Below are 22,465 nucleotides of genomic sequence, written 5' to 3' on the forward strand. Positions count from 1 at the left end.
GCACCTCTTTCATTAAAGAATTATTCAATCACATATCTCAGCTTGGAATATTCATTAGTCTTGGTCTGCAATCTGATGCTGTTTACAATGGTTTTGTCCGCGTCATATACGATGTATACAATGGTGCCTGGCGTATAGCTGGCAACAACCATGTTTGTTCCCTGAATTGCACCGGCAGTTCGTTCATATTCCGGTGTAATGGAGCTCAAATCCAGGACCTCCAGCTTGTCCGGATCATAGGTGACTGTAATCTTCCGTTGAAGCTGGCCTGCTTTCCGGGGGACGGCAAATACAAAATTAAACTGGGTGTCCTGGGGAATATCCACGGTCAATTCAGGCAATGTATTCTTTTTCAGCTTGCTTGTCCAATCGCTTGCGCCTGCGCTTCCTGTTGACCTGACGCGGTAGGTGTGCATGGTATTGGGCTCCAGTCCCCCATGGGTATAGCTGTTCCCGCTGTAAACCGGAACTGTCTGCCCGTCCACCTCTACCTCATAGCCATTTGCTCCCATGACCTTATCCCAGCTCAACACAACGGCCGTGGCGGAAGCCTCCGCTTTCAGATTCATCGGCATGGAGGGAGCGGTGGAGCTGGTAGCCAGACTGCTCCAGTTGCTCCACTCTCCCACTACTGTTCCGTTGACTGCTCTGACACGATAAGTGTGCAGGCTGTTGGAGGACAGGTTCGTATGGCTGTAAGCGGTGGCTTGCCCCACTGTAAGAATAACCCCATCCGCTTCAAGCTCATAACCTGCCGCACCCTCTACCTGGCTCCAACTGATGTCAATATGCTGGCTGCCCGATACCACACTGATAATACGGGGGGTTCCCAAAGCCGTAAGGCTGGATACGGTCTCCGACCAGTCCCCGACTGTTGACCCGCTCCGTGCCCTCACCCGATACACGTGACGGGAATTAGGCTCCAATCCGCTATGTTCAAATCGGTTGGAGGCGCCGTTGTCAATTAACACGCCATCTGCCAGAACATCGTAGGTTTCCGCCCCTTCCACCGGTTCCCAGGAAAGCGTAATGGTATTCTCGTTAGACATTACGGCAACCTGCTGGGGCTGGCCTAAGCCGGTGGTTTTGGTGATCTGCTCCGACCATGCCCCGACGCCTCCCGCATTCCAGGCTCTCACCCGATAGCTGTGAGTGCTGTTGGGAAGTAACTGTTCATGGCGGTAGGCGCCCTGAAGAGATACAGGGATGATTTCCCCATCTGCTTCCACTTCATATCCCTGTGCGCCTTTTACCGCATTCCACCCAAGTGCAATCACGGAGCTGCTTACCGCAACAGCCTGCATTTGAACAGGGGTATCCGGCAGTGTCATAACCCGGGACAGGACAGACCAATCTCCCGCTGTATAAGCGCTTTTGGCCCGGACCCGGTACGTATGCTCGGAGCTGGAATCCACCGGACTCATGCTGTAAAAGTTAGCTTCCCCATTGTCGGTGATCCGGCCGTCTATTTCGATTTCATAGGTTTTTGCCCCTGGTGTCCGCTCCCATTCAAACCGGATAGAGCTTGATCCGGCTATCGCCTGTACATGCTGTGGAACGGACGGCTGGACATATACCTCCACCTGCCCGCTCCATGGACTTGTCCCATCCTGATTGACCGATCTTGCCCTGAAGCTGTGAACGGAGCCGGGGTCTACCGGTGCATATACATGCCTGGCAGCTTTAATGCCGGAGGTCAGGCTGCCGTCTATTTCCAAATCATAAGAAAGCGCCCCGGGCACTGTATCCCATGTCAGCACAATAGCAGTATCCGACGGGGTTCCCGTCAAATTGGCCGGAACTGCAGGCAGAGTAATCCCTACGAACAGCCTGCTCCAGGCTCCGGGGCCACTGGCGTTATAGGCCCTTACCCGGTAAGTTCGCTGCATGTTGGACTCCAGATGCTGATCCGTATATGACAGCGCTGATCCCACATTCAATACTGTGTTATAGGTCTCCACCTCATAGCCGGTTGCCCCCTTAACCGCGTCCCAGGTTAATTGTACGGAATCGATGGTGGAATCCAACCGAACATTCCCCGGCACATCCGGCAATGTCCAGGCCTCTCCAAGCTGGCTCCATTCCCCGATGATATCGCCGCTGTTGGCTCTGACCCGGTAGGTATGGACCGTTCCCGGTTCCAGGCCCGCATAGCGGTAGGAGGGGGTAGCCCCCACCGGATAAATGATGCCATCCACCTCTACCTCATGTCCGTCCGCCTGCCAAACAGCGGGCCACTCAAGGGTCAGTGCATCCGATGCCGCTATGGCGCTTGGCTGCGGAATGCCGAAGGGATAGAGGTTCTCCTGCGGGATGGGTTCACGGGCCTGGCTTGCACTTTGCCAATACAGCACAGCCTGCGGATTTCCATCCTTGCTGGAGTATTCGGCACGCACATTATATCTTTCGCCTGCATAAACCTGTGCAGTAACCGTCTGGGGTCCCCCGCTGCCGGACTCCCAGCGATCAATGACCAATTGATCGTTCAGCCACAGCCGGACAGGTCCACGGGACTGCATATCCAATGTGTATTCCTCCGAATATTCCGGCTGGAATTGGCCCGACCACCTGACGGAGAAATCCTGGTCGTTGAATCCGGGGGCGGGCAGCACAGGCCTGGTTTGCACGTTAATTTGCTCATCCATCTTATTGAGCATCGTTCCGGTAAAATCACCGCCGCTGTAATACTCTGCACGCAACCCGTGAAGCGCGTATTTCAACAAGGTATGTCCATGGCCTCCATAACCCGATTGAATCACGGGCTGCTTGTTGGCAGTCAGATTGCCGCCCATGGCTATCCAGCCGCCTGCGGCGATGCGGAGATGGTTATTTACCGAAACATTGTTTTTGATAAAAAAATCGCCCCGGGTCACAACCAGGTTTGCCGTTTCATTATTGGATACCAGTTCGCCCACCGTTATTTCTTCCTGCGCGCTCATATCCACCCGGGTATTAATATTCAAGTTCCCTTTTACCAGTATGGTGTTGGCGGAAACCTGAAGCGTGCCGTTGTTATAGACCAGACTTCCCGCAGCCAATTGGCCCGAAGCCTGTACCGTGGAATTCTGGTTCAGATGAAGACTGCCTCCTACCCATATATTGCCCTCCTTCTCCAACTGAAGGTTGGAAGGCAGCATTTTCAGCGTAAGCTCTGTATTGGCATTAAGGTTCTGACGAACAAACAGGCTGCCATAAACGGTAACGCTGAGTTTTTGGTTGGTATTGATCCCGTCCACAATCAGGAAAACCGGACGTTCAGGGGAGCCGAATACGGCGGAGGAGTCCAAATTCAGCTGACCTGAACGAATCACAACCGGTGCTCCGACGCTGCCGGCAATAGTCGACTGAATCGCCGGCACATCATGCCCTCCAAATACGGCCTGTGCTTGCAATGATGACAGCTGGTCCTCCATCTCCTGCCACTTGCTTTCCAAATGACCGCCAATAGCTGCATCCAGCCCGGCTACCCGAATGTATTCGGGCGTGTTGTATATATTAGTAGATTGACCCGACAGCAATAATTTGTTGCCGGAGCTTGTTCTTGCCTCCGGAGGCAGGGAAATTTGCGGGGCCGCCGGCTTCCTCTTTTCCGGTTCATCCAGCTTGAGAACCTGCACAACCCGCAAAGCAGTGGCCGTTGCCGGTTGATCTCCGAAGGTCAGCGTCAAGCGTCCGTCATACACGTAAATGGACTGCTTAACCGTATGTACCGCTCCTTCTGCCAAAGCCATCTGCTCAGCCAGAGCCAAATTCTCGGCATATACGGTGTTGACGCTGGAATAAACCGCATCGCCTACAGTAACGGAAACCTCATATTTTCCTCTAGCCAGGGAGAGTTCCCACTGGTCTCCTCCCCGTGTGCGGATAAAGCTGTCCGGTCCGCTGTATGTATTTCTCGTAACCGTCTGATCCTCCACCCCATGATTCCAGCCAAATTCAAGACCGTTCTGTTGGTCGTAAACCCCGCCCGAATCCACTGTCACTCCCTCGGGAATGTCAGCATCGCCGCTTTGAAACCGGAACTGCCAAACGGCTTGCTCTCCTGCAGCAGCTAAGGCACGGGCAGTGAGTGGGCCTGGCACTCCTCCCGAAAATACCAGGGCGCAAACAAGCAACATAGCGCAGATGCGCCTCCAATGCTTTTCTCTCCACAACTTCATTGTTTTTCTCCTCTCTGGAAAAATGTCGCTTTCAGCATTTTGCAGGCACAAAAAAACAAGCCCCTCCGGCGGCCCGGCTGCCATACCTGCTGCATGTCAAACGACTCATGCGGCGGCTTAGGCCCGTGGCTTTGCGTCCCCGACTTTTGTACGGGTTTGCCTTTTTCAGTTAAGCTTGCTTGATCCACACGCAGCTAATTCATTACTTCAGAAGCAGATTCATACGCAGATTGATAACATTCCCAAGGAATTTTATCCATTTTCAACAACAAATTCTGTCTATGGTCCCATTAATCCTGCAAGGTTGCACATTATTTGTTACAATTTTGTGTATAAAGTAGAATTATGGCATAATTTTTTCCACTTCCCATTTTCCTGCTCCTTCCTTGTGCCCTGTCTCCGGTTATGGTACGCTGAAACAAAACCAATCCCCCGAATGAAAATGCGCAGTACACAGCATTTTCGCAAAAAAACGATCCGCGGATGCTTTTTGCCCGAATGAAAGGTGAATCACTTGAACCTGAAAGCCCGTCTCCATTTATATGAAGCTGACAACCCGCGCCACAAGCACTGGATTCACCGCTTCCTGGGGATTTACTGGCTTATGATTGCTTTGCATTTTGCCGCACAGTTGGGGGCATTTCTGTTTGTTCCCGCTTATGACATCGGCGCCCGCGAATTCTATCTTTACATCCTGCTGTTCCCGCATATGCTCATGAGCATATGCACAGGAATCGCCTACGCAATCTGCCGGTTCCGGCCCCGCTTGTCCTTTCATGCCCTATCCGTCTGCGGAACCATTATCTCCACGGGAATCATTCACTTAAACGGCGACATCCGGATTATCTCCGCCGCGATGCTTCTTCCGGTTATAGCTTCCGCCATCTTCTTCCGCTTGGATGTCACCTGGTTCACTGCGGGGCTTCAGGCAGTTGCGCTTTTGCTCCTGTACGGAACGGATTCCTGGTTCCGGCAGTTCCTGAATCCCTTCGACCTGATTGCCATTCCCCTGTTTCTCTTGGTGGGTACCCTGGTCACCGTGGTTATCATCCAGAACGGCAGAGGCATTGTGGAGAATCTGGAGCTTACAACCCTGGACAAGCAGGAGCTCATGGTAGAAAATGTGCTGATCACAGCCAAGGCCAAAACCGATGCGCTGACCGGGCTGTACAACCATATGTCCTTCCACGAGTTCTATGACAGAGCCATTGATTTCGGCTCCCAGGGACATCTCTTCCACCTGGCGCTGCTGGATATCGACCACTTCAAAGCGGTTAATGACAAATTCGGCCACCGTACCGGCGACCTTGTACTTGCCCGGGTGGCGCAGGTGATCCGGGAGGCCATTGAGCCCACGGATATCGCCGCCCGTTACGGAGGAGAGGAATTTGCCATTCTGCTGTTTGAAAAAAGCTTCGAACGCGCTTACGCCCTCATGGAATCCATCCGGGAACGGCTGGCGGAGCTGCAGCATGAGGAGCTGCAGCGGAAGGCGGTCACCATCAGTATCGGACTGCGGAGCTTCAGCCGGTTTGACACCAAGGAAACCATGTTCGAGGCCGCCGACAATCTTCTGTACCAGGCCAAAAGAGCGGGCCGCAACCGGACAATGGCAGCTGTTTCCGCCAAAGGCAGCGGGTAACGGCAGCAATAGCCCATGAACATGATGGCTGCGCCTTTTTCAGGTTGGGCTCGATGGAATAGCTTCTTGGAAAACCAAAAAAACCCTTCCGTCCCGAACGCAAATAAAAGCGTGTACGAAGGGACGAAAGGGATTAGCCGTAGTCCCCACCCATGGTCGCCGCTGCTCCCGCGAGAAACGGCCTTGACAAGTACGGGGAACAATTTATGGAAGCGTATTATACTTGAAGACTTTTGTCCACTGAGGAAAGACATAATTGGTTCATTATTCCGCACCCAGAAGAAAAACCCCCTACGCACGTTCAAACCGTTCCAACAAAAACGCTCGAAACCTCTCAGCCGGAGGGGATAAATAGCCTTCCGTCCGCCAGGCAAGGCCGATCGTCCGCCGGCATTCGGGATTGGCGATGGGGAGCCGGGATACCTTGTCCAATTCCAGGCTCGGTATGGCCGGCAAAAGCGATACTCCCAATCCCGCCGATACAAAGCCCACAACCGTCATCACATCATCACCTTCAAACACGATGTTCGGCGTCGCCTTCTCTTGTTCGAACAACCGCTCGGCTATCGTCCGCATCCCGTATCCTGTCTTCAAGGCGATAAAGGGCTCTTCGGCCATATCCGCAATGTGGATTTCCGTGCAGCCCGCAAGCCGGTGTCCATGCGGGACATAAGCATAGAGCACCTCCTCCCACAGGCTGCGCCATTGAACCCCGCTCCTCGTTTCGGTCATGGAGGACAAGATGAAGTCCACCTCTCCTCTCTCCAACCGGTCAAGCATCTCATGGGTGGATTGCTGGTCCAGCCGGAAGCGGATGTTGGGCCAATGCTGCGCAAATTCGCTCAATAAAGACGGGACTGCAGATATGCCCAGCGATTTGAGGAAGATGAGGGCTACTGTGCCGTAATCCGGGTCAAGCCAATGGGCCAGCTCCTCTTTCCCTTCCCGGATTTCCGCCAGCGCCCGGCCGACCCGCACCGCAAACCGTTCGCCGTACCGGTTCAACCGCACGCTCCGACCCTGCCGGTCAAACAAAGGCATGCCCAATTCCGCTTCCAGGTTGGCAATGGAGCGGCTCAGGGCCGGCTGAGAGATGGACAGCTCCTCCGCGGCACGCGTGAAGTGCTGCAGTCGGGCGACGGTCTGAAAGTATTCAAGCTGCTGCCATTCCATGCTCGTTCCTCCCTATATCAAATCTGCGATCGAATAGCAGGCATTTGGTGTTGCTTTCATTTCTCTTGTTGCCCCTATCTGAATTTATGGATGCAAAAATGCTATGCAGTTCAATAAACAGTTCATCATACCTTTTACGCATCGTTTCCATTAAAATAATACATTAGACATCATGATTGGCGCAACGTACTATTTAAATGAGACAAAAGAATGCGAGGGCTTGATAGCGCAGCGAAAGGAACTGACCTGCATTGACAACAATCCTTATTATTATGGTAATGCTGCTGGTGGGACTTCTTCTGGGATTTATCGGAGCGGGAGGATCCGGGTTTATGATCGCCATCCTGACGGTCGGCTTCGGCTACCCGGTGCACACTGCCATGGGAACCGCCCTGGCGGCTATGATGTTCACCTCCCTGTCGGGAACCGTGAGCCAGCTGCGCCAGAAGAACACGGATCTGACCAGCGGCCTTGTCGTCGGACTGACGGGGGCCATAGCCTCATGGTTGGGCTCGGGAGTGGCGTTCTCCATTTCCCCCTCCCACATTACGTGGTTTACGGCAGCTATGCTGGTGCTGTCCTCCATCGTGCTTTGGGTGCGCGTAACCCTGACATCCGAGCAGCCTTCTACAGCCGTCGGAAAAAGAGACCTCCGCTATTTTCTGTGCGCGGTTGCCTTGGGTCTGGTCACCGGATTTCTGACGGGAACCTTCGGCATCGGGTCCACCCCGTTCATTCAAGTGGGATTGATGCTTCTGCTGGGCCTTGGGATGCGGACTGCGGCCGGCACTTCCATGCTGGTCATATTGCCGATCGCGGCGGCTGGAGGGCTGGGCTATTACGGAGAAGGGGGCTTGGACCTTCATCTGCTCGTCACCGTGCTGGTCGGTACGATGACCGGGTCTTACATCGGGGCAAGATTCACCAAACACGCTTCGGCCAAACTGCTGAAGACCGGGATGATTGCCACTCCCATTGCAGCCGCCTGCCTTCTATTGCTGTAGCATCGTTCCGGCGGCAATACGGTCATCAGTCATCTTCCACATATAATCGGGAGGGAAACCATGTCCACAAACCATTCGTTAATCGTTGAAACGCAATGCGGGCTGGTGCAAGGCGTGGCGGAAGGGAATATTCAGGCATTCCGCGGACTGCGGTATGCGGAGCCGCCACTCCGGTTTCAACCGCCGCAGCCGCTCAAAGCTTGGGCGGGTATATTCAAGGCGGACCAATTCGGGCCCGCAGCTCCCCAGCCTGCCCCCCTGGCCTACAATCCCCTGCAAGACGAGGATTGCCTGACGCTCAATGTCTGGACCAGTGGGACAGAGGAGCCGGTGCGGCCGGTGCTGCTGTATATCCACGGCGGCGGCTTCGTTACAGGCTCCGGCTCCAATCCGTTCTATAACGGCCGCACCTTTGCCGAGAACGGAGACATCGTCGTCGTGACTGTCAATTACCGGCTTGGGGTGCTGGGATTTCTGGACCTGCATGACGCGCTTGGCGAAGACTACCGTTCCTCCGGCAACTGCGGGCTGCTGGACCTTATCGAAGCCTTGCGTTGGGTGCAGTCCAATATCTCCCGCTTCGGAGGCGACCCTTCCCGCGTTACCGTGATGGGACAATCGGCAGGCGCCAAATGTATCGGCGGACTGTTGAACTCCCCATTGGCGGAGGGGCTGTTTCATCAGGCGATTGCCATAAGCGGCGCCGTCCAGGCTATCCGGGACCGGACTACCTCGGCAGTGGTGACCCGGCGCTTCATGGATTTCCTCGGCCTGCCTCCACAGAGCGCCGGCAAACTTCTCGAGATGTCCGTCTTCGACTTGATGTCCGTCCAACAGGCTTGGGTGAGGGACTTGCGGGGGGTTCACCTGTTCGGCCCGGTTATCGACGGAGCCGTTATGGACACCCCTCCGCTGAAGGGGCTTCCCCGCACAAGCGGCCGTCCCTTGCCCGTCCTGCTGATCGGAACCACGCGCAATGAGACTGCCGGCTTTGTCGCCGAGAGTGCGGTGATGCAGAAGCCCGACGACGAACTGCTCGCCAGCATGTTCGGCCGCAACGCCGGCACCGTGAAGCTTGCTTACCAGCGGCTGTCCGGGCGTACATTGGAGCAGGAAACGGATCTGGCGGCCTGGGAGTCGGTGCTGACCGATTATATGTACCGGATCGCGGCCATCCGCACGGCCGACGCATACAGCGCAGCGGGGGCCTCCGTCTGGCTGTACCGCTTTGACTTCGCCGGAGCGGGAGGCAACGCAGTTCATGGCGGAGAGCGGAGTTTTGTGTGGCATAACGGCTTTCCTCCCCAGGAGGCGGCGCTGGCGGACCGGATTCACAGCATCTGGACCAGCTTCATCCGCACCGGCTCCCCTCAGGCGGCGGCGCCGGAATGGTGCAGATACGAAGCAAAGGAGCGGTTGTTTCTGATTCTCGATCATGAGTGCGGCATCGATAATCTTCAAGCTTTCTGCGACGATCCGGGCTTTTCAGACCAGGTCTTTACCCTGAAATGAGAAGAAAAATGAACAAGAAGCCAGGCATCATTTTCATGCCCCACGGAAATTTGCAGTACTCCCAGCTGCAGCCCGAAAAACGGGCATGGGTGGTAAAGGAATCCTACGAAAAAATATTCGACTCAGCCAAAGATCAGGAGGTGAAAATTGCCTTTGAAGCGTCCGGCGAAACCATCGAGATTATAGCCAATGAGTGCCCGGAGGTGCTGGGCAAGCTGGTTGCAGGAATCCGGGAGGGCTATATCGAGCCTATTTTGAGGAGAGAAAATAAACGGACGGAAGAAGGACCGGAGGTTGTTTGCCTCCGGTCCTTCCTGGGCTTGCAGCCCCCGCTGTTTAACTCATTCGGCGGGCTATTCCGCTACCGTTACAAGAATGCGCGCCTCCGCCCCTTTATATACTGCCACAATCTCCGTCACTCCAGCGTTTACCCCTTGCACAACCGCGTTGGCTCCCCGGGATTGCAAAAGGCGCGAGGTGTACCCGTCGTCGCTGTACCATACGACTTTTTCGGGATCGGCAACAGGGTTATGATTCTGATCGTACACCTGGGCGCTTACGGCCTGCTCGGTGTATAATCCAAGCAAGAGACTGGGAGTGCTGAGCTCTATCGTATACGGAGCCGCATAGGGACCCGGATAATAATAGCCCTTTGTGCTGCCATACAGGAGGCTGTTGAAATCCGCGCTTCCCCCTTCCCAATCCCCGTTGGAGCCGTTGACCAGCTGCGGGTCCGTTCCCTGCAAGCCCTGAATGTATTCCTCCGTGCCCGTCACCGTCAACTGGCCGCCGTTCGGCGAGTACAGATACGTTCCCTCGGACTTTGCAATAATCGAATCGTAGATATTCACTTGATTCACTGCGCTCTCCAGAGAAATTTCACTGTCCTGGTTGTTATAGAACGTACTGTAGTAGATATCCGCCCGGCCTGTGCCGCTGCCTACCCATAATCCCGGAGAGTCCCCGCTGCCGCCGCGCTTGCAGGAATACCCGGCAACCACACCGATGAAGGTCGGATTGTTCCAGAAGCGGTAGTTGCGCTTATTGCCCATGGAGACGGTATCAATCAGCACCGGGTCCACGGATTTGTCATCCCAGCCCCCGTCCGTGCTGTCGAAGGCTTTGCTGCGGATATACGTAATGTTGTAGGCTTGGCGCTCCGCCGTAAAGCCGTCGCCGTTCCAGTAATTGCTGCCGTCCTGGTGCCAGCTGTTTCGGCTGACCACATCCTGGAACACAATATCATGTTCAAAAAAATACGACTCCTCCGGCGAATTTCCGATCCGGAAGCCCATCGGGAAGTTACCGGACCGCCAATTGGCCTGCCCTCCCGCGTCTGCCATCACGTTGATCACACTGGCCATGTAGTTTCCGTTGCGGAAGCGGACTGCGCTCTTCGTGTAGTTGGTATATTCCCCGTCCTTGATGATGATGTCATGGGAGCCTGCCGCCGGATTGGAGCGGGTCGCCCGGCCCCACAAATAGATGCCGTCGCTCATATCGTGGACGCTGACATTCAGGATGCGGATGCCCTCATGCTGCCCGTTGGCATAGATGCCGGTGAAATAATTGCGGATCACAATGTCCTGAACCGTCCAGTAGCTGACGCCGACCGCCACATCAATGAGCGAACCCGCCGCTTGGTTGGCCAACGTATAGGGGCCTGTGAATACGGGCAATCCGCCTCCCGTGTCCACACCGGCCAGCTTCTTCATGTGAAGCGCATCCAGACCGCCGCTTTCCATATGGAGAGTTTGCGGTACGGTATAGATTCCGCTTCCCACATAAAGGGTGCTGACAGCGCTTGTTGCCTCCCAGGCCGCTTGCAGACCGCCGATCTGATCGCCGGGGAAAGCATTGTCCCAACTGGTGCCGTCCATGGCACCCGCCCCCAGGGGCGTTACATAACGGTGGGAAACAACCGGAACCGGAGGCGGAACCGCAATTCCCACTGTGGCGGAAGACAGGATCAAATCCCCGAAGCCGAAGGTATTCTTGTAATTGTCCGCAATGCCCGCCCATACGATCTGCCCTTCCCTGCCTACTCCGTTATCGTCGTCGTTAACGGCAATATCAAAGCCGACACTGAGCCCCGGAGCGGCCGACAGCCCCAAGTTCTTCCACGGAATCGCCATCTCCACCGCATAGCCTCCGAGAGCAGCCGAAGAGCCGTGCTTCACGCCGGCGGTTTCCTTCAGTCTTTCATACAAGTCGGCATCCAGATAACCCTTCCTAAAATGCCAGTCGTTCAAATCGTAGCTCGTGCCGTGATTATGATCGGCGTCAATGAAAATTTCCACGGAATCATCGTCAAAGCTATCCGTCGAATCATTAAAGAGCTGCCCATCCTGCACCAGCACACCCACATATAAGTATTGGTCGTCCCACAAAGTGCCGAAAACGGAGGAATTGTCGCTGACTCCGGTGACAAGCTTGCCCGCAGCCCGGTCCGTGGACCAAACATCCTCATCGAGTATTCCGTCAACGGCAATCGGACTCAGCACCTTACTGACCGAAAGGGGCGGCTCGGGCACATACTCCTTCACCGTTACAGCGGCGCTGGCGGAAAGGTCCCCGTAACCGGCGCGGATCACGGTGCTGCCCTGCGCCACTCCAGTAACAAGACCGTTGGCGTCTACAACCGCGGTACCGGGATCGTCGCTGGTCCAATCAAGGGTAAGCCCGCTCATCACTGCATCCCCTTGATCGTACACCGTTGCAGAGAACTGCCGGCTTTCCCCCTCCAGCAGAACCGCATTCTGCGGACCGGCCATCATCCGCATCGGCCTCCGCAGGTCCCTCACCAGTACGTCATCTATCGAATAGCTGTGCTTGCTGTATCCTCCCAGGCCTATTTTGCCGGAGGTGAAGGTGGCGTCAACCGCATTCAGCAGTTCCACCCCATCCACGAAGCCGGTCAGAATAGGGCCGTCTAGATCAAGCCGGATGGTATAAGCCGTATTCGTATTCAATACAAGCGGCGCGGAATCCAGCGCTGTGCTGACCCCGTTTACCATCTTGTTCAATCGGACCATATCATTTTTGAGATCCAGCTTGATGACGTAAGAGTTGTCGCTGTCCTTCATCCGGGCGTAGAGACCGGTGGAGTTGTTGTCATTGCTGTTCTTCAGCCGCGCCTCCATGGAATAGCTGGTCCATGTCGAAGAGCCTGCGGTGGCATACCGGGTTGTGGAGCCCGAGGTATACGTATGCTTATACACCAGAGTCCCTCCGTCAGCCGCTACAGAGTATCCCGATCCGCTCCAGCCGGCCGCATCGCCGTCCTCGAAGTCATCGGCAAATAGAATGGGCCAATCTTCCTCTTCACCGGCAACAACGGTTGCGGATGCAGGCAGGCTCAACTCCGATGTATTTCCGGCGGCATCATGAGCCGTCACCCGATAGCTGTAAATTCCCGGAGACAAATTCCGGTCTATGAATGCGGTTTCAACAACAGTGGCGAGAAAAGCGTCATTCCGGTATACGGAATACCCGACTGTCCCTATGTTGTCCGCCGCAGGAGTCCAGCTTAACCCAATGCTGCTGCTGCCCGCCACTGCAGTCAGATCAGCGGGAATTTCGGGGGGAATAAGATCCGGCTCCGGAGCCGTCACAAGAACATCGTCCAGCAGATAATCGGTCCCATATCCCCTTGTTCCCGCCTTCCCGCCGGATAAAGTGAAATCCGTGACACTAATCTTCTGGCCTCCATTCACATACCCGGATATAGCCGGTCCGTTCACCGTCAGCCTGACACTGTACACCGTACCGGTTTGCAGGGACATGGCGGCATCGCTCAGGAGCATCATGGTCCTCCCGGTTTTTCGGTACAGCTCCACCTTGTCATTCTTGCTGTTGATTCTCAGATGATAAAAGTTGTCCGCATCCGTATACCTGGCAATCACTCCCGCCGCCCCGTCCGACAACAGCTTGATCCGGGCCTCGACCGAAAAATCGTTCCACTCCTCACTTCCCGCGACGGCAACCTTCTCATAGTCGCTCCCGCCCCCGTAAGAAATGGCGTATTCATTGGAGCCGTTGACGGAAAAAGAGGCCGGATTTCCTTGCACGATGGTCCACCCGTCTGCATTGCCATCTGCAAAATCATCGAAAAACAGAACCTGTCCCTGCTCCGCCTTGACCACTTGCTCCGGCAGCAGGCCGCCGATCAACAGCATGCCGAAGGATAACCATACCACCAGCACTTTTCGAAAAACCTGACGAATTCGACCCATTCACAAATTCCTCCTTTTGCTTCCGATTGGCATATCATCCGCAGAATGCTTCTCCACCACCTCCTTAAAAGCCGATAAGGGCCGATCCAGCGGCCCCTATTCAACCTGTGATGCCCGTTCCGAGAGTAAACCTGTTGCAAAAACAACCGTGCAACTCCTCCCCTTGGCCCCGTTCACGTTCACCGTGAACCGGATGGAGGGCTCCAGCCTGTGGACGGTAATCCGCTCATCCCCGGCAATTACGCCGCTCGCGCAGGCATCAAGCTCAACGGCAACGAAGCCTTCATTCTCCATGGTGGGATCGGCAACGGACACCGCGATGGATGCTCCTTCGTCCCTTACCAGCAGGGCCGCTTTCCGGTTGCATGCAACCGGTCCCGCCTTCCTTTCCCCATCCTCCCAGAACATGAGCCCCATGAGCCCCAGACGGCATAGCCTGACCGCATGAACCTCCCCAGACAGCTCGATAATCTCTGCCCCCCCATTCTCCGCGTAAGCGGCAGTTTGGGCTGCGCTCCATCCGGGAAGCACCGCATAGGCATACTCCGCTCCGTCCGGCTCAAGGCCGTGATCGATCCAAAGAGTCAAATACCGGCGGGTCAGTTCCTCCGAGGGTCCGTGCTCATCAATATCGTTCCATCTGCCTGTTCTCGCCTCCCGCAAAATATGGACCGCCTGCCGCCGGGGAAACACATATCCCACATCCGCTCCCGGCACACGGCCTTCCAGGTGAACCCAACGCGGCTTCAGCGTGTTCACTTCCTCTTCTGCATCAAGGAGACGGATCCTCCCGTCCTCTCCAACCCTTACCGCATCGGCGCCACTCCGGCTCAACATGCGGCTGTCTACGGTGGTTTCCAACTGCAGACCTGCCTCCGAGCGTATTCCCGACCCCAAGGCGATCAGTACGTCATCGAACAGAAACCACGATTTTCTGGCCCGGAATTGGCCGGGCTCCTCAAGCTCCATCCCTGCCGCGCTGTATAGGCCATGCAGGACGGCTCCCCCGGCAAAGGGCTGCGGACTCATGCCGGTTCCCTCGCCATTGCTGCGGACCCGTGTGCTGACGGTGGTTCCCGGAAGCCTGTAGGGATTCACAGTGGGCCAGAACCCGTCGCTGTATTGCCCCAGGTCGTCATTATACAGATAGGTCATGCCGTGGGCCGTATGCCAGCCGTGCAGATTTTCCCCGTTGATGGATTCGTAAGCCGCGATCCGGCTGGAGAACATGCTGATGCCAAAGGCAAACCCGGAGCACTGATGGATCACCCGGTCCATCCGGGCAAATACCTTGGAAATCAGGTAATCGCCGCGAGGCTCCACGGAAGTGTCATTCAACAGGCTCCAGGCCGAATTGGCCAGATCCAGGGGCGCCTCTGCCAGATAGCTTTTGCCAGTATTCGCCATGATCCAGGTCTTGGCCATGCGCTTCAGCCGCTCCGCCGTTTCCGCAGGAGCGATATCAATGAGCCGCAGTACCCCGTCAAGCACCGTATGGCCGGAGTGGATGTTCTGATGGGCGCAACGGGAAACCTCTCTGCCTCTCACCATATCCGCCATGAGCCCCTTGTACATGAGAGGCTCGTAAGCCTCCTCCACCCAGCGGTACACATTACGCATGTCCTCATGGGGAATCTCCCAGGCGCTGCCGTTTAGCCAGTACAGCAGCTCCGACAATTCCTTAAGCAGAGCCTTGCCGTACCCGCCGGTGTAAGGAAACCGTTTATGCTGAATGAATGATCCGTCCTCGTAGAAGCCGTCCCCTTCCTCCACATACTCGAACACCGGGGACAATGCCTTGCAGGAGGAGGCCATGGCTGCAGAGTCCCGCTTCAGCAAAGCGCTGAACAGACAGACGCGGCTCTTCCAGACTCGGTTGGCGCCAGTTGACGGATGGGGATTGGGCTTTACCGTTACCAGCTGCCACTCGGGATTGGGCGTACAGCGGTCCACGGCTCGAAGGCAGGACGCAACAAGCCCGGAAGACAGCTGCTGGCGCATCAGCACCAAGGTATCGAGGAGCGACAGCGGCACCCCAATCTCCCAGTTCCACCAGTTCCCGTAAATGACTGTACGCTCGTTATAAAGAATCTGATAAGCCCGTTCCAGCCCCTGCCGAACCGCTTGCGACAATTCGGCATTCTGATAAAGTGCCGATCCTTCCGTCTCATAGGCAATCGCCATCTCCTTCAGGCGAAGATAGGTCTGGTGGATATGCCGTGCATCCTTGCTTCCGGCCAGATCAGGCCATAAGCCGTTGTCCTGCTGAAGATCCATGGTATCCCTATTCCAGCGCGCCTTTTCAGTAAGCCTGACTGTGGTGCCGCTGCGGAAGGGGGACAGCTCTTCCCCGGAAGACGGCAGCGGACCGCCTGTCACCATCCGCCTCCATTTGGCCAATAGAACATCAAACTCCATGACACACCTCCAACGCCTCACTGAAGAGCATGAGTACAATACCGTAAGCATACAGCGTTTGCGCATAGGGCACCTTGAGATACCCGGCCTTCTCCTGGCAATCGGTTCCTCCCGAAGCAAGCAGGATTGTCCACACGAAGCGACTCCCTTCGGGATTGCTGTACACCGCACAAGCAGGTTCGGGCTTGCGCCCAATCCATGCACAACGCCCAAACCTGCAACGGTATCTTACTGCGATAAAATTACTTCTTCTTGGCCAACTGATATTGGTCGTTGAATTCCTTCAATACCTCGGTTCCGCCGGCCTTGTACCATTTGTCGACCTCCGCCTTATAGCCTGCTTCATCCAGCTGTCCCATGACGAATTTCACCATCATGTCGTACCTCATCGTATCCAGCTGCTGCCCCTGCTTCGTATAAGTATCCGAGATATAGGGCTCAACCAGATTGTAGACGGCGTTCTTCTCATTCGCTGCCTTGATCTCTTCTCCTCTTTGCTCGATCGGAGTCAGCTTGGCAGGCGTTTCATTCGCCACATTCTTAAGGAGCAGTTGATTCAAATCCAGTCTTTCCTTGGCAAATTGCTGCGCCTCCGGCACATTGTCCAGCTTCACGATCACGCCGTTTTCCTTCTTGTAGTGCCTTCCCTCAATACCGTAAATCAGCAGATCCTGTACCTCCTTGGTATTCAGCTTGTCGAGAAACGACAGGATCTTCTTGAATTCGTCTTCCGACTTGACGGATTTCTTCGGAATCATATAGGTTCCCAAGTAGCCGGTTCCGGCTCTTGCATGCAGACCTTTGCCGGCATCCAGCATGCCGAACATATCCAGCTGCGCGTTCTGGGCCTTTATTTTCTCGGTATTCTGAAAAGTCGTCAGGTTGCCGGTCGTAGCGAACACTGCCCCGGCTGTCCCGTCCAGAAACATGTCATTGGCCTTGGCATTGGTCACAACGGCAAAATCCTGGTTGATCAGCTTTTCGTCATATAATTTCTTCATGAACTTCATCGCCTGCATATATTCGTCGGTGGCAAAATCAGGCGTGACATTACCGGATGAATCCAACCCGAATTGATTGGAGGCCCCGAACCACAACGACACAATCCGGAACATGGAGAGGAAAGACTCCTTCCAATACACCATGCCGTAGGTATCCTCCTGGCCGTCCTTGTCCGGGTCCTTCGTTTTGAAGGCCTTCAGCATATTGTAGAAATCGTCCGTGGTCTTGGGGGCGGCCATGCCAAGGCTGTCCAGCCAATCCTTGCGGTAGTTGACGCCCACCTGGGCCGGCGCGGCGTACTTGTACATGGCATAGTTCTTGCCGTCAACGCTGACATTGTTGAGAATGTCCTTATTGGCCTGGCTCAGATTCGGATAATCCTTCAGATAAGGACCCATTTCCCAGAATGCGCCCGCTTTGACGGCATTGAGGATGCTGGGGGATTTGAAGCTTTGGATATACATCAGCTGCGGCATGTCCCCGGAAGCCATGATCAGATTGGTCTTCTCGTCGATCTGGGCCTGCGGCACCCAGGTAATCTCCAGCTTGGTATTGGTGAGCCCTTCAAGCGCTTTCAAGATCACATTGTCCGCTTTGGGCGGCTCCGGTTGAAGCTGCATCAGCATCAGACTGAGCTTAAAGGGCTCTTCCTTCGGACTTGAACTTGGACTTGCCTGCGCTGTTGTTCCCGCCGGTGCAACCGTCGGCTCGGTACTGTTGGCGTTCTCCTCTTTGCCGCAGCCCGCCAATGCGGATAATGCGAGTGACGCGGAGCATAAAAGCAGCGCAGTTTTCGACAAGGCCATTCTCTGGATTTTCATAAAAGATGATCCTCCCTTTTTTTAATTACCCTTTGATGGATCCCAACAGAACCCCTTTTACAAAGTACTTTTGCAAAAACGGATATAAAAGCAGGATGGGAAGGGTCGCGACTACAATAACACCCATCTTGATCGATTCTGACAAAGCGCTGATTGCCGCTGCGTCGAAATCACCGTTTTCCCCAAGCTGGGATGAAAGGATCACGATCTGGCGCAGAACAACCTGAATCGGCCACTTTGCAGAATCATTCATATAAATAATTGCCGCGAAGAATGTATTCCAATGCCCTACCGCGTAGAACAGGGTGAAGGTTGCGATGGTCGGCATGGACAGCGGAAGCACAATCCGGCATAAAACCCCGATGTCGCTTGCTCCGTCGATCTTGGCGGACTCCTCCAGACCCGGCGGGAGCTGCTGGAAGAAGTTCTTGATGATAATCAGATTGAACGCGCTGATCGCCCCCGGAACGGTTAAAGCCCAGTAGGTATCCAGCATGCTCAGGTTTCGGATCAGCAGGTAAGAGGGAATCATTCCGCCGCTGAACAGCATGGAGAAGGTGACCAGCAGCATGACTGTTTTCCTGCCCATCAGATCTTTTTTGGCCAGCGCATAAGCCATCGTCAGTGTAAAAATCAGATTGATCGCCGTACCGGCTAATGTAATGAGTACCGTAACCAGGAGGCCTCTCGGAACAGCTTCCGTTGTAAACAAATACCTGTATGCATCCAGAGAAAACCCGCTTGGAATCAGGATGAAATCCTTCGCCTTCAGCCCTTCCGAGGTGGACAGCGAAACGGCAAGAATATTGATAAACGGAAGCACGGTTACAAGCGAAAAGAGAGTAAGAAACACCACGTTGAAGCTGTCAAACAGGACGCTTCCGAGGGATTTTGTTTTGAACCTGTTCATCCTCATGCTCCTCCGGTTTAATATAGACTTTCCTGACCGGCTTTTTTGGCTGTATAGTTGGCCACCATAACCAGAACCAGGCCAACAGCCGACTTGAACAGCCCTACCGCCGTGCTGTAGCTGTACTGTCCTTTGGCAAGTCCCATCTGATAGACATACGTGTCAAAGACCTCGCCAACCTCCCGGTTCATCGGATTGAGCAGCAGGAATACATGCTCGAACCCGGTCTCCAGAAAATCACCCAAACGCAGAATCAGCATGATCACAATGGTGCTGCTGATTGCCGGCAGTGTAATGTTCCAGGTCATCTGCCAACGGTTGGCTCCGTCGATAAAGGCCGCCTCATATTGCTCCGTATCGACGCCGGCCAGCGCAGCCAGAAAAATAATCGTCCCCCAGCCTGTTTCCTTCCAGATGATCTGCCCCACAAACAGGGTCCGGAACCATTCGGCACTCAACAGGATATTGAAGGAATGACCGAAAATCCGCTCCAGCTGCAGGTTCAATACTCCGCCTTCTGTCGTGAACAGCACGTAGGAGATGGCCACCACCACAACCCATGACATAAAGTGCGGGATATAGATCATGGTCTGGACAAAACGCTTGAATACCAGCTTGCGCAGTTCATTCAGCAGCAAAGCCACGATAATCGGCGCCGGGAAGAAGAACACCAGCTTGTATAGCCCGATCGTCATCGTATTCTTAAGCAGCATGGTAAAATCAGGGTCGTGAAACAGGCGTTCAAAATGCTCCCAGCCCACCCACGGGCTGCCCATCATGCCCAGAAAGGGGTTGTATTCCTTAAAGGCAATCACCACTCCCCACATGGGGACATATTTGAATACCAGAAAGTACAGGAGCCCCGGCAGCAGCAGGACATAGATCCAGCGGTCCTTCACCAGCTTGCGGAGTATCTTGTTTTTCCTGACCAAAGACTTCCCAGCCGTATGACCGGCGGACGGTACCTCCCCGGTCGCTTTATTTGCAGCAATCAACGAAACATCTCCTCCTATCTATTCGCGCCCTATCTTCGCAACGGGTGCATCCCGCTGCAACGTTGACGCCTTCAATGTATCATCCGCTTCCCTAACCGTATATAATCAGCTCCTTGCTTGTTGAAAAAACCGGTCCAGCCATGCTTTGATCCGCGCATAATCAAGATCAAGACTGCATGCCGCAAGCTCAGTCCATGCAAAGAGACTATCCATACATGCACAAAAAACTCCCAAGCTGAAGGCTTAGGAGATGCTGTCTTGTCTGAAGGCCTCCCTGTACTTTCCAGGCGAAATCCCTTCGTTTTTCTTGAAGTAGCGGATAAAATTTTGGGCCTTGTTATATTGCAGCTTCTCTGCGATTTCGGTAATGGTCATGTCTGTCTGCTCCAGCCATTCCTTGGCCACCTTCAATCGGTATTGGGACAAGTAATCGCTGAAGCTGATTCCGGCTTCCCGGCGCAGTACCCGCCATATATAGCTGGGATGATAATGGAGCCGCTCCGCGCAGACCTCCAGCGTCAGATCGGTCGTGTATTCCTCATGGATCATCCCGATCACTTCATTGGCAATATCGCGGTACTTCTCGCTTCTGCGCTCGTCCAGCAGCCGGATAACCGGATCAAGAACCGAATGGGTGAACCAAAGCCTGATTTCCTCCTTGGTTGACAGCTCGAACAGCTTGTTGATAATCGATTTGCTCTCCAGATCCATGATCCGCAGCGGCTCGCCGGAATCCTGGGACACCCTCATAATCTGGCTCAGCAGGCGGACCAACGAAATCTGATATTCGTCAAGCCGCATTTCACTGTTAAAAACAACCTCGATCCACTCATTGAGAAGCAGATGGGCCTGCTCGTAATCCGTCCGCTTGATCGCATCCAGCAGTTGGGACTCCATATGCTCCGGATACGCAAGCCTTCCTTCCCCCGCTTCCATGTCCTCAATGAACAGGATCGATTCATGACCCAGCTTCACCCTGTATTTCAGCGCATCCATGCTTTCTTCATAGGCCCGGGGCAGCTCCGCGAAGCTGGCATATGCCCGGCTGATGCCGCAGCTCACTTTAAGCCTCAAATACTGCTTGACAGCGTTCTGGAAGGACTCCGCCAGAGAATACACGTTATTCTTGAAATGCTCCGTGCTCTCCTCATTGCCTCCCAATATAGCTACTACCGTCTGGTCGGTAAGGACGGAGCGCAGCATGTTCTTTTGGGTGGACAGCTCGTTGACGATGTTTTTGATGGCAAACAGCATCAGATCCTTGTCCCCCTCCCGGTAAGGGGTCCCATCCATCGTATCGATCTGCACCGCTACGATGCACAGGCTGCTCCAGGACTCCCGATAGTCCAGCATCTTCAACCGGTCCGCGATTTCTCTCGGCCGGATTTCCCCCTGAATCAGCCGAATCATCAGAAAGTCGTTCAGCGGCTCGATCTGCCGGTTCAACTGTTCGGCAAGCCGGTTCTTGCTGTTGTCCAATCGGCTGATCCGCTCGCTGATGAAACCGAATTCATCCTGGGCCCGCTTATTCGTCTCCGGCATTCCCGCCGTCCGGATGACCAGATCGTACAGGCCCCGGACAGGCTTATACATTCTTAAGGATATCACACAAGCGATGGAAGCGATTACAATCAAAAGGAAAATGCTTACCCCCAGCGTCAGCCAGCCGATCATTGTGGATTCCTTCGTAATGTCCTTGATCGAGATGACAGACAGATAGGTCCAGCCGTTGTATCTGGATTTGATGAAGCTGATACCCGCGGTATCGCCGTTGACCTCGGACTCGATATAGCCGTTGGAAGCGTTCGTGCCGCTGATCGTCCGCACATACGGAACAGCCTGCAGATCCGTGCCCACCATGGTTTCGTCAGCAGCGGCCAGCACCCGGCAATGATTATCCAGAACCATCACCGTTCCGGGCTGACTGTTCTTCAGAAGCAGCTTATTGATATCCCGACCTGAGATCCGCACAACCAGAAGACCGGTCGGGGTGTTCAGATTAAGCGGAATCTTCACGACCAGAGCGACTTCTCCGGACCCGTCAGCCGCCGCTTCCCTCCCGCCACTTAACCAATACGAATTGTCAGGCTGGCTGGTGTAATACTCCACATCCTCAACGGAAACCGTTCCCAGCTCCTCCGGGGTAACCGCCCATTTCATGCTGGTGCTCATCAATTGAGGCTTGAACATCTCCATCTGAACACCGGACAGAGCCGTCAGATCCGTCTGAATATCATCGATTAACCGGAAATCCTGAAAGGTAAGCGGCTTGTCGATCCAGGTATTGACCGTTGGAGAATTGGCAAAACGGACCGCCGAATGCTGCAGAGTCTTCAGCATTTGCTCCACGGTCATTTGAGTCTGCTGCAGGAGCTGCACATTGGCTTCATTTACTTTTTCCTGAATATTGGAAGACCATCCTTTGTAGGAGAAAAAACCCAGCAATGTTACAGGAAGCATCCCTATCAGCAATCCAAACCCGATCAATCTGCGCAAATACCTTGTCTCTCTGATCATCGTCACATCCCCCGATTAAAGTGACCTTTGCCTTGAAAGTATATCATAATCGAAAAAGGTTTTAACAGGGAATAAT

12 protein-coding genes and 1 riboswitch are annotated in these 22,465 nt (G+C 54.6%); of the genes, 3 read left to right on the forward strand and 9 right to left on the reverse strand.

Annotated features, from left to right (window positions below; all coding sequences use genetic code 11):
• Positions 1-20: 20 nt before the first annotated feature.
• Positions 21-4,160, reverse strand: coding sequence for a PA14 domain-containing protein (locus tag DQG13_RS08990; protein WP_113019421.1), 4,140 nt, complete (start codon positions 4,158-4,160; stop codon positions 21-23).
• 64 nt (positions 4,161-4,224) lie between these two features.
• Positions 4,225-4,331, reverse strand: a riboswitch (cyclic di-GMP riboswitch).
• A 433-nt stretch (positions 4,332-4,764) separates the two neighbouring features.
• Here DQG13_RS08990 and DQG13_RS08995 point away from each other — a divergent pair.
• Entirely contained in the window at positions 4,765-5,802 is a 1,038-nt protein-coding gene (locus DQG13_RS08995) for a GGDEF domain-containing protein (protein ID WP_258525564.1), read from the forward strand.
• A gap of 291 nt (positions 5,803-6,093) precedes the next feature.
• Here the strand turns inward: DQG13_RS08995 and DQG13_RS09000 are convergent, their stop codons facing one another.
• Entirely contained in the window at positions 6,094-6,975 is an 882-nt protein-coding gene (locus tag DQG13_RS09000; RefSeq protein WP_113019422.1) for a LysR family transcriptional regulator, read from the reverse strand.
• A 260-nt stretch (positions 6,976-7,235) separates the two neighbouring features.
• Here DQG13_RS09000 and DQG13_RS09005 point away from each other — a divergent pair, with 260 nt between their 5' ends.
• Both DQG13_RS09005 and DQG13_RS09010 read left to right on the forward strand, forming a co-directional pair.
• A complete protein-coding gene (locus DQG13_RS09005) occupies positions 7,236-7,979 on the forward strand; it encodes a sulfite exporter TauE/SafE family protein (protein WP_220094350.1) in 744 nt (247 codons plus the stop codon).
• Between the two features lie 60 nt (positions 7,980-8,039).
• Positions 8,040-9,491 (forward strand): carboxylesterase/lipase family protein, encoded by a 1,452-nt coding sequence (locus DQG13_RS09010; RefSeq protein WP_113019423.1) that lies wholly within the window; start codon positions 8,040-8,042, stop codon positions 9,489-9,491.
• A 353-nt stretch (positions 9,492-9,844) separates the two neighbouring features.
• On the opposite strand, the gene DQG13_RS09015 is transcribed toward DQG13_RS09010, so the two are convergent.
• The 7 genes from DQG13_RS09015 to DQG13_RS09040 form a co-directional block, all read right to left on the reverse strand.
• A complete protein-coding gene (locus tag DQG13_RS09015) occupies positions 9,845-13,726 on the reverse strand; it encodes a sugar-binding protein (RefSeq protein ID WP_113019424.1) in 3,882 nt (1,293 codons plus the stop codon).
• 96 nt (positions 13,727-13,822) lie between these two features.
• Positions 13,823-16,144 (reverse strand): polysaccharide lyase 8 family protein, encoded by a 2,322-nt coding sequence (locus DQG13_RS09020; protein WP_181592659.1) that lies wholly within the window; start codon positions 16,142-16,144, stop codon positions 13,823-13,825.
• Positions 16,134-16,280: a hypothetical protein gene (locus tag DQG13_RS30710; RefSeq protein WP_181592660.1), complete on the reverse strand. Its 147-nt coding sequence runs from the start codon at positions 16,278-16,280 to the stop codon at positions 16,134-16,136. The genes DQG13_RS09020 and DQG13_RS30710 overlap by 11 nt, the downstream gene beginning before the upstream one ends.
• Before the next feature lie 106 nt (positions 16,281-16,386).
• Positions 16,387-17,967 (reverse strand): extracellular solute-binding protein, encoded by a 1,581-nt coding sequence (locus DQG13_RS09025; protein ID WP_113019426.1) that lies wholly within the window; start codon positions 17,965-17,967, stop codon positions 16,387-16,389.
• 25 nt (positions 17,968-17,992) lie between these two features.
• The gene (locus DQG13_RS09030) at positions 17,993-18,877 is read right to left on the reverse strand and encodes a carbohydrate ABC transporter permease (RefSeq protein WP_113019427.1); all 885 of its coding nucleotides are present in this window, start codon (positions 18,875-18,877) and stop codon (positions 17,993-17,995) included.
• Between the two features lie 17 nt (positions 18,878-18,894).
• Complete coding sequence (locus DQG13_RS09035; protein WP_397333952.1) at positions 18,895-19,872, reverse strand: ABC transporter permease; 978 nt, start codon at positions 19,870-19,872, stop codon at positions 18,895-18,897.
• A gap of 243 nt (positions 19,873-20,115) precedes the next feature.
• Complete coding sequence (locus DQG13_RS09040) at positions 20,116-22,389, reverse strand: helix-turn-helix domain-containing protein (protein WP_113019428.1); 2,274 nt, start codon at positions 22,387-22,389, stop codon at positions 20,116-20,118.
• Between the last annotated feature and the right edge of the window lie 76 nt (positions 22,390-22,465).

The sequence above is a fragment of the Paenibacillus sp. YN15 genome (assembly GCF_003285005.1).
In the GTDB taxonomy this organism is placed as follows: Bacteria; Bacillota; Bacilli; order Paenibacillales; family NBRC-103111; genus Paenibacillus_AR.

Bases quoted from the DNA above. Each gene is read 5' to 3' on its own strand.
- DQG13_RS09020 (WP_181592659.1), bottom strand. From the start codon at position 16,144: ATGGAGTTTGATGTTCTATTGGCCAAATGGAGGCGGATGGTGACAGGC.
- DQG13_RS09015 (WP_113019424.1), bottom strand. From the start codon at position 13,726: ATGGGTCGAATTCGTCAGGTTTTTCGAAAAGTGCTGGTGGTATGGTTA.
- DQG13_RS08990 (WP_113019421.1), bottom strand. From the start codon at position 4,160: ATGAAGTTGTGGAGAGAAAAGCATTGGAGGCGCATCTGCGCTATGTTG.
- DQG13_RS09030 (WP_113019427.1), bottom strand. From the start codon at position 18,877: ATGAACAGGTTCAAAACAAAATCCCTCGGAAGCGTCCTGTTTGACAGC.
- DQG13_RS09025 (WP_113019426.1), bottom strand. From the start codon at position 17,967: ATGAAAATCCAGAGAATGGCCTTGTCGAAAACTGCGCTGCTTTTATGC.
- DQG13_RS09040 (WP_113019428.1), bottom strand. From the start codon at position 22,389: ATGATCAGAGAGACAAGGTATTTGCGCAGATTGATCGGGTTTGGATTG.
- DQG13_RS09010 (WP_113019423.1), top strand. From the start codon at position 8,040: ATGTCCACAAACCATTCGTTAATCGTTGAAACGCAATGCGGGCTGGTG.
- DQG13_RS08995 (WP_258525564.1), top strand. From the start codon at position 4,765: ATGATTGCTTTGCATTTTGCCGCACAGTTGGGGGCATTTCTGTTTGTT.
- DQG13_RS09000 (WP_113019422.1), bottom strand. From the start codon at position 6,975: ATGGAATGGCAGCAGCTTGAATACTTTCAGACCGTCGCCCGACTGCAG.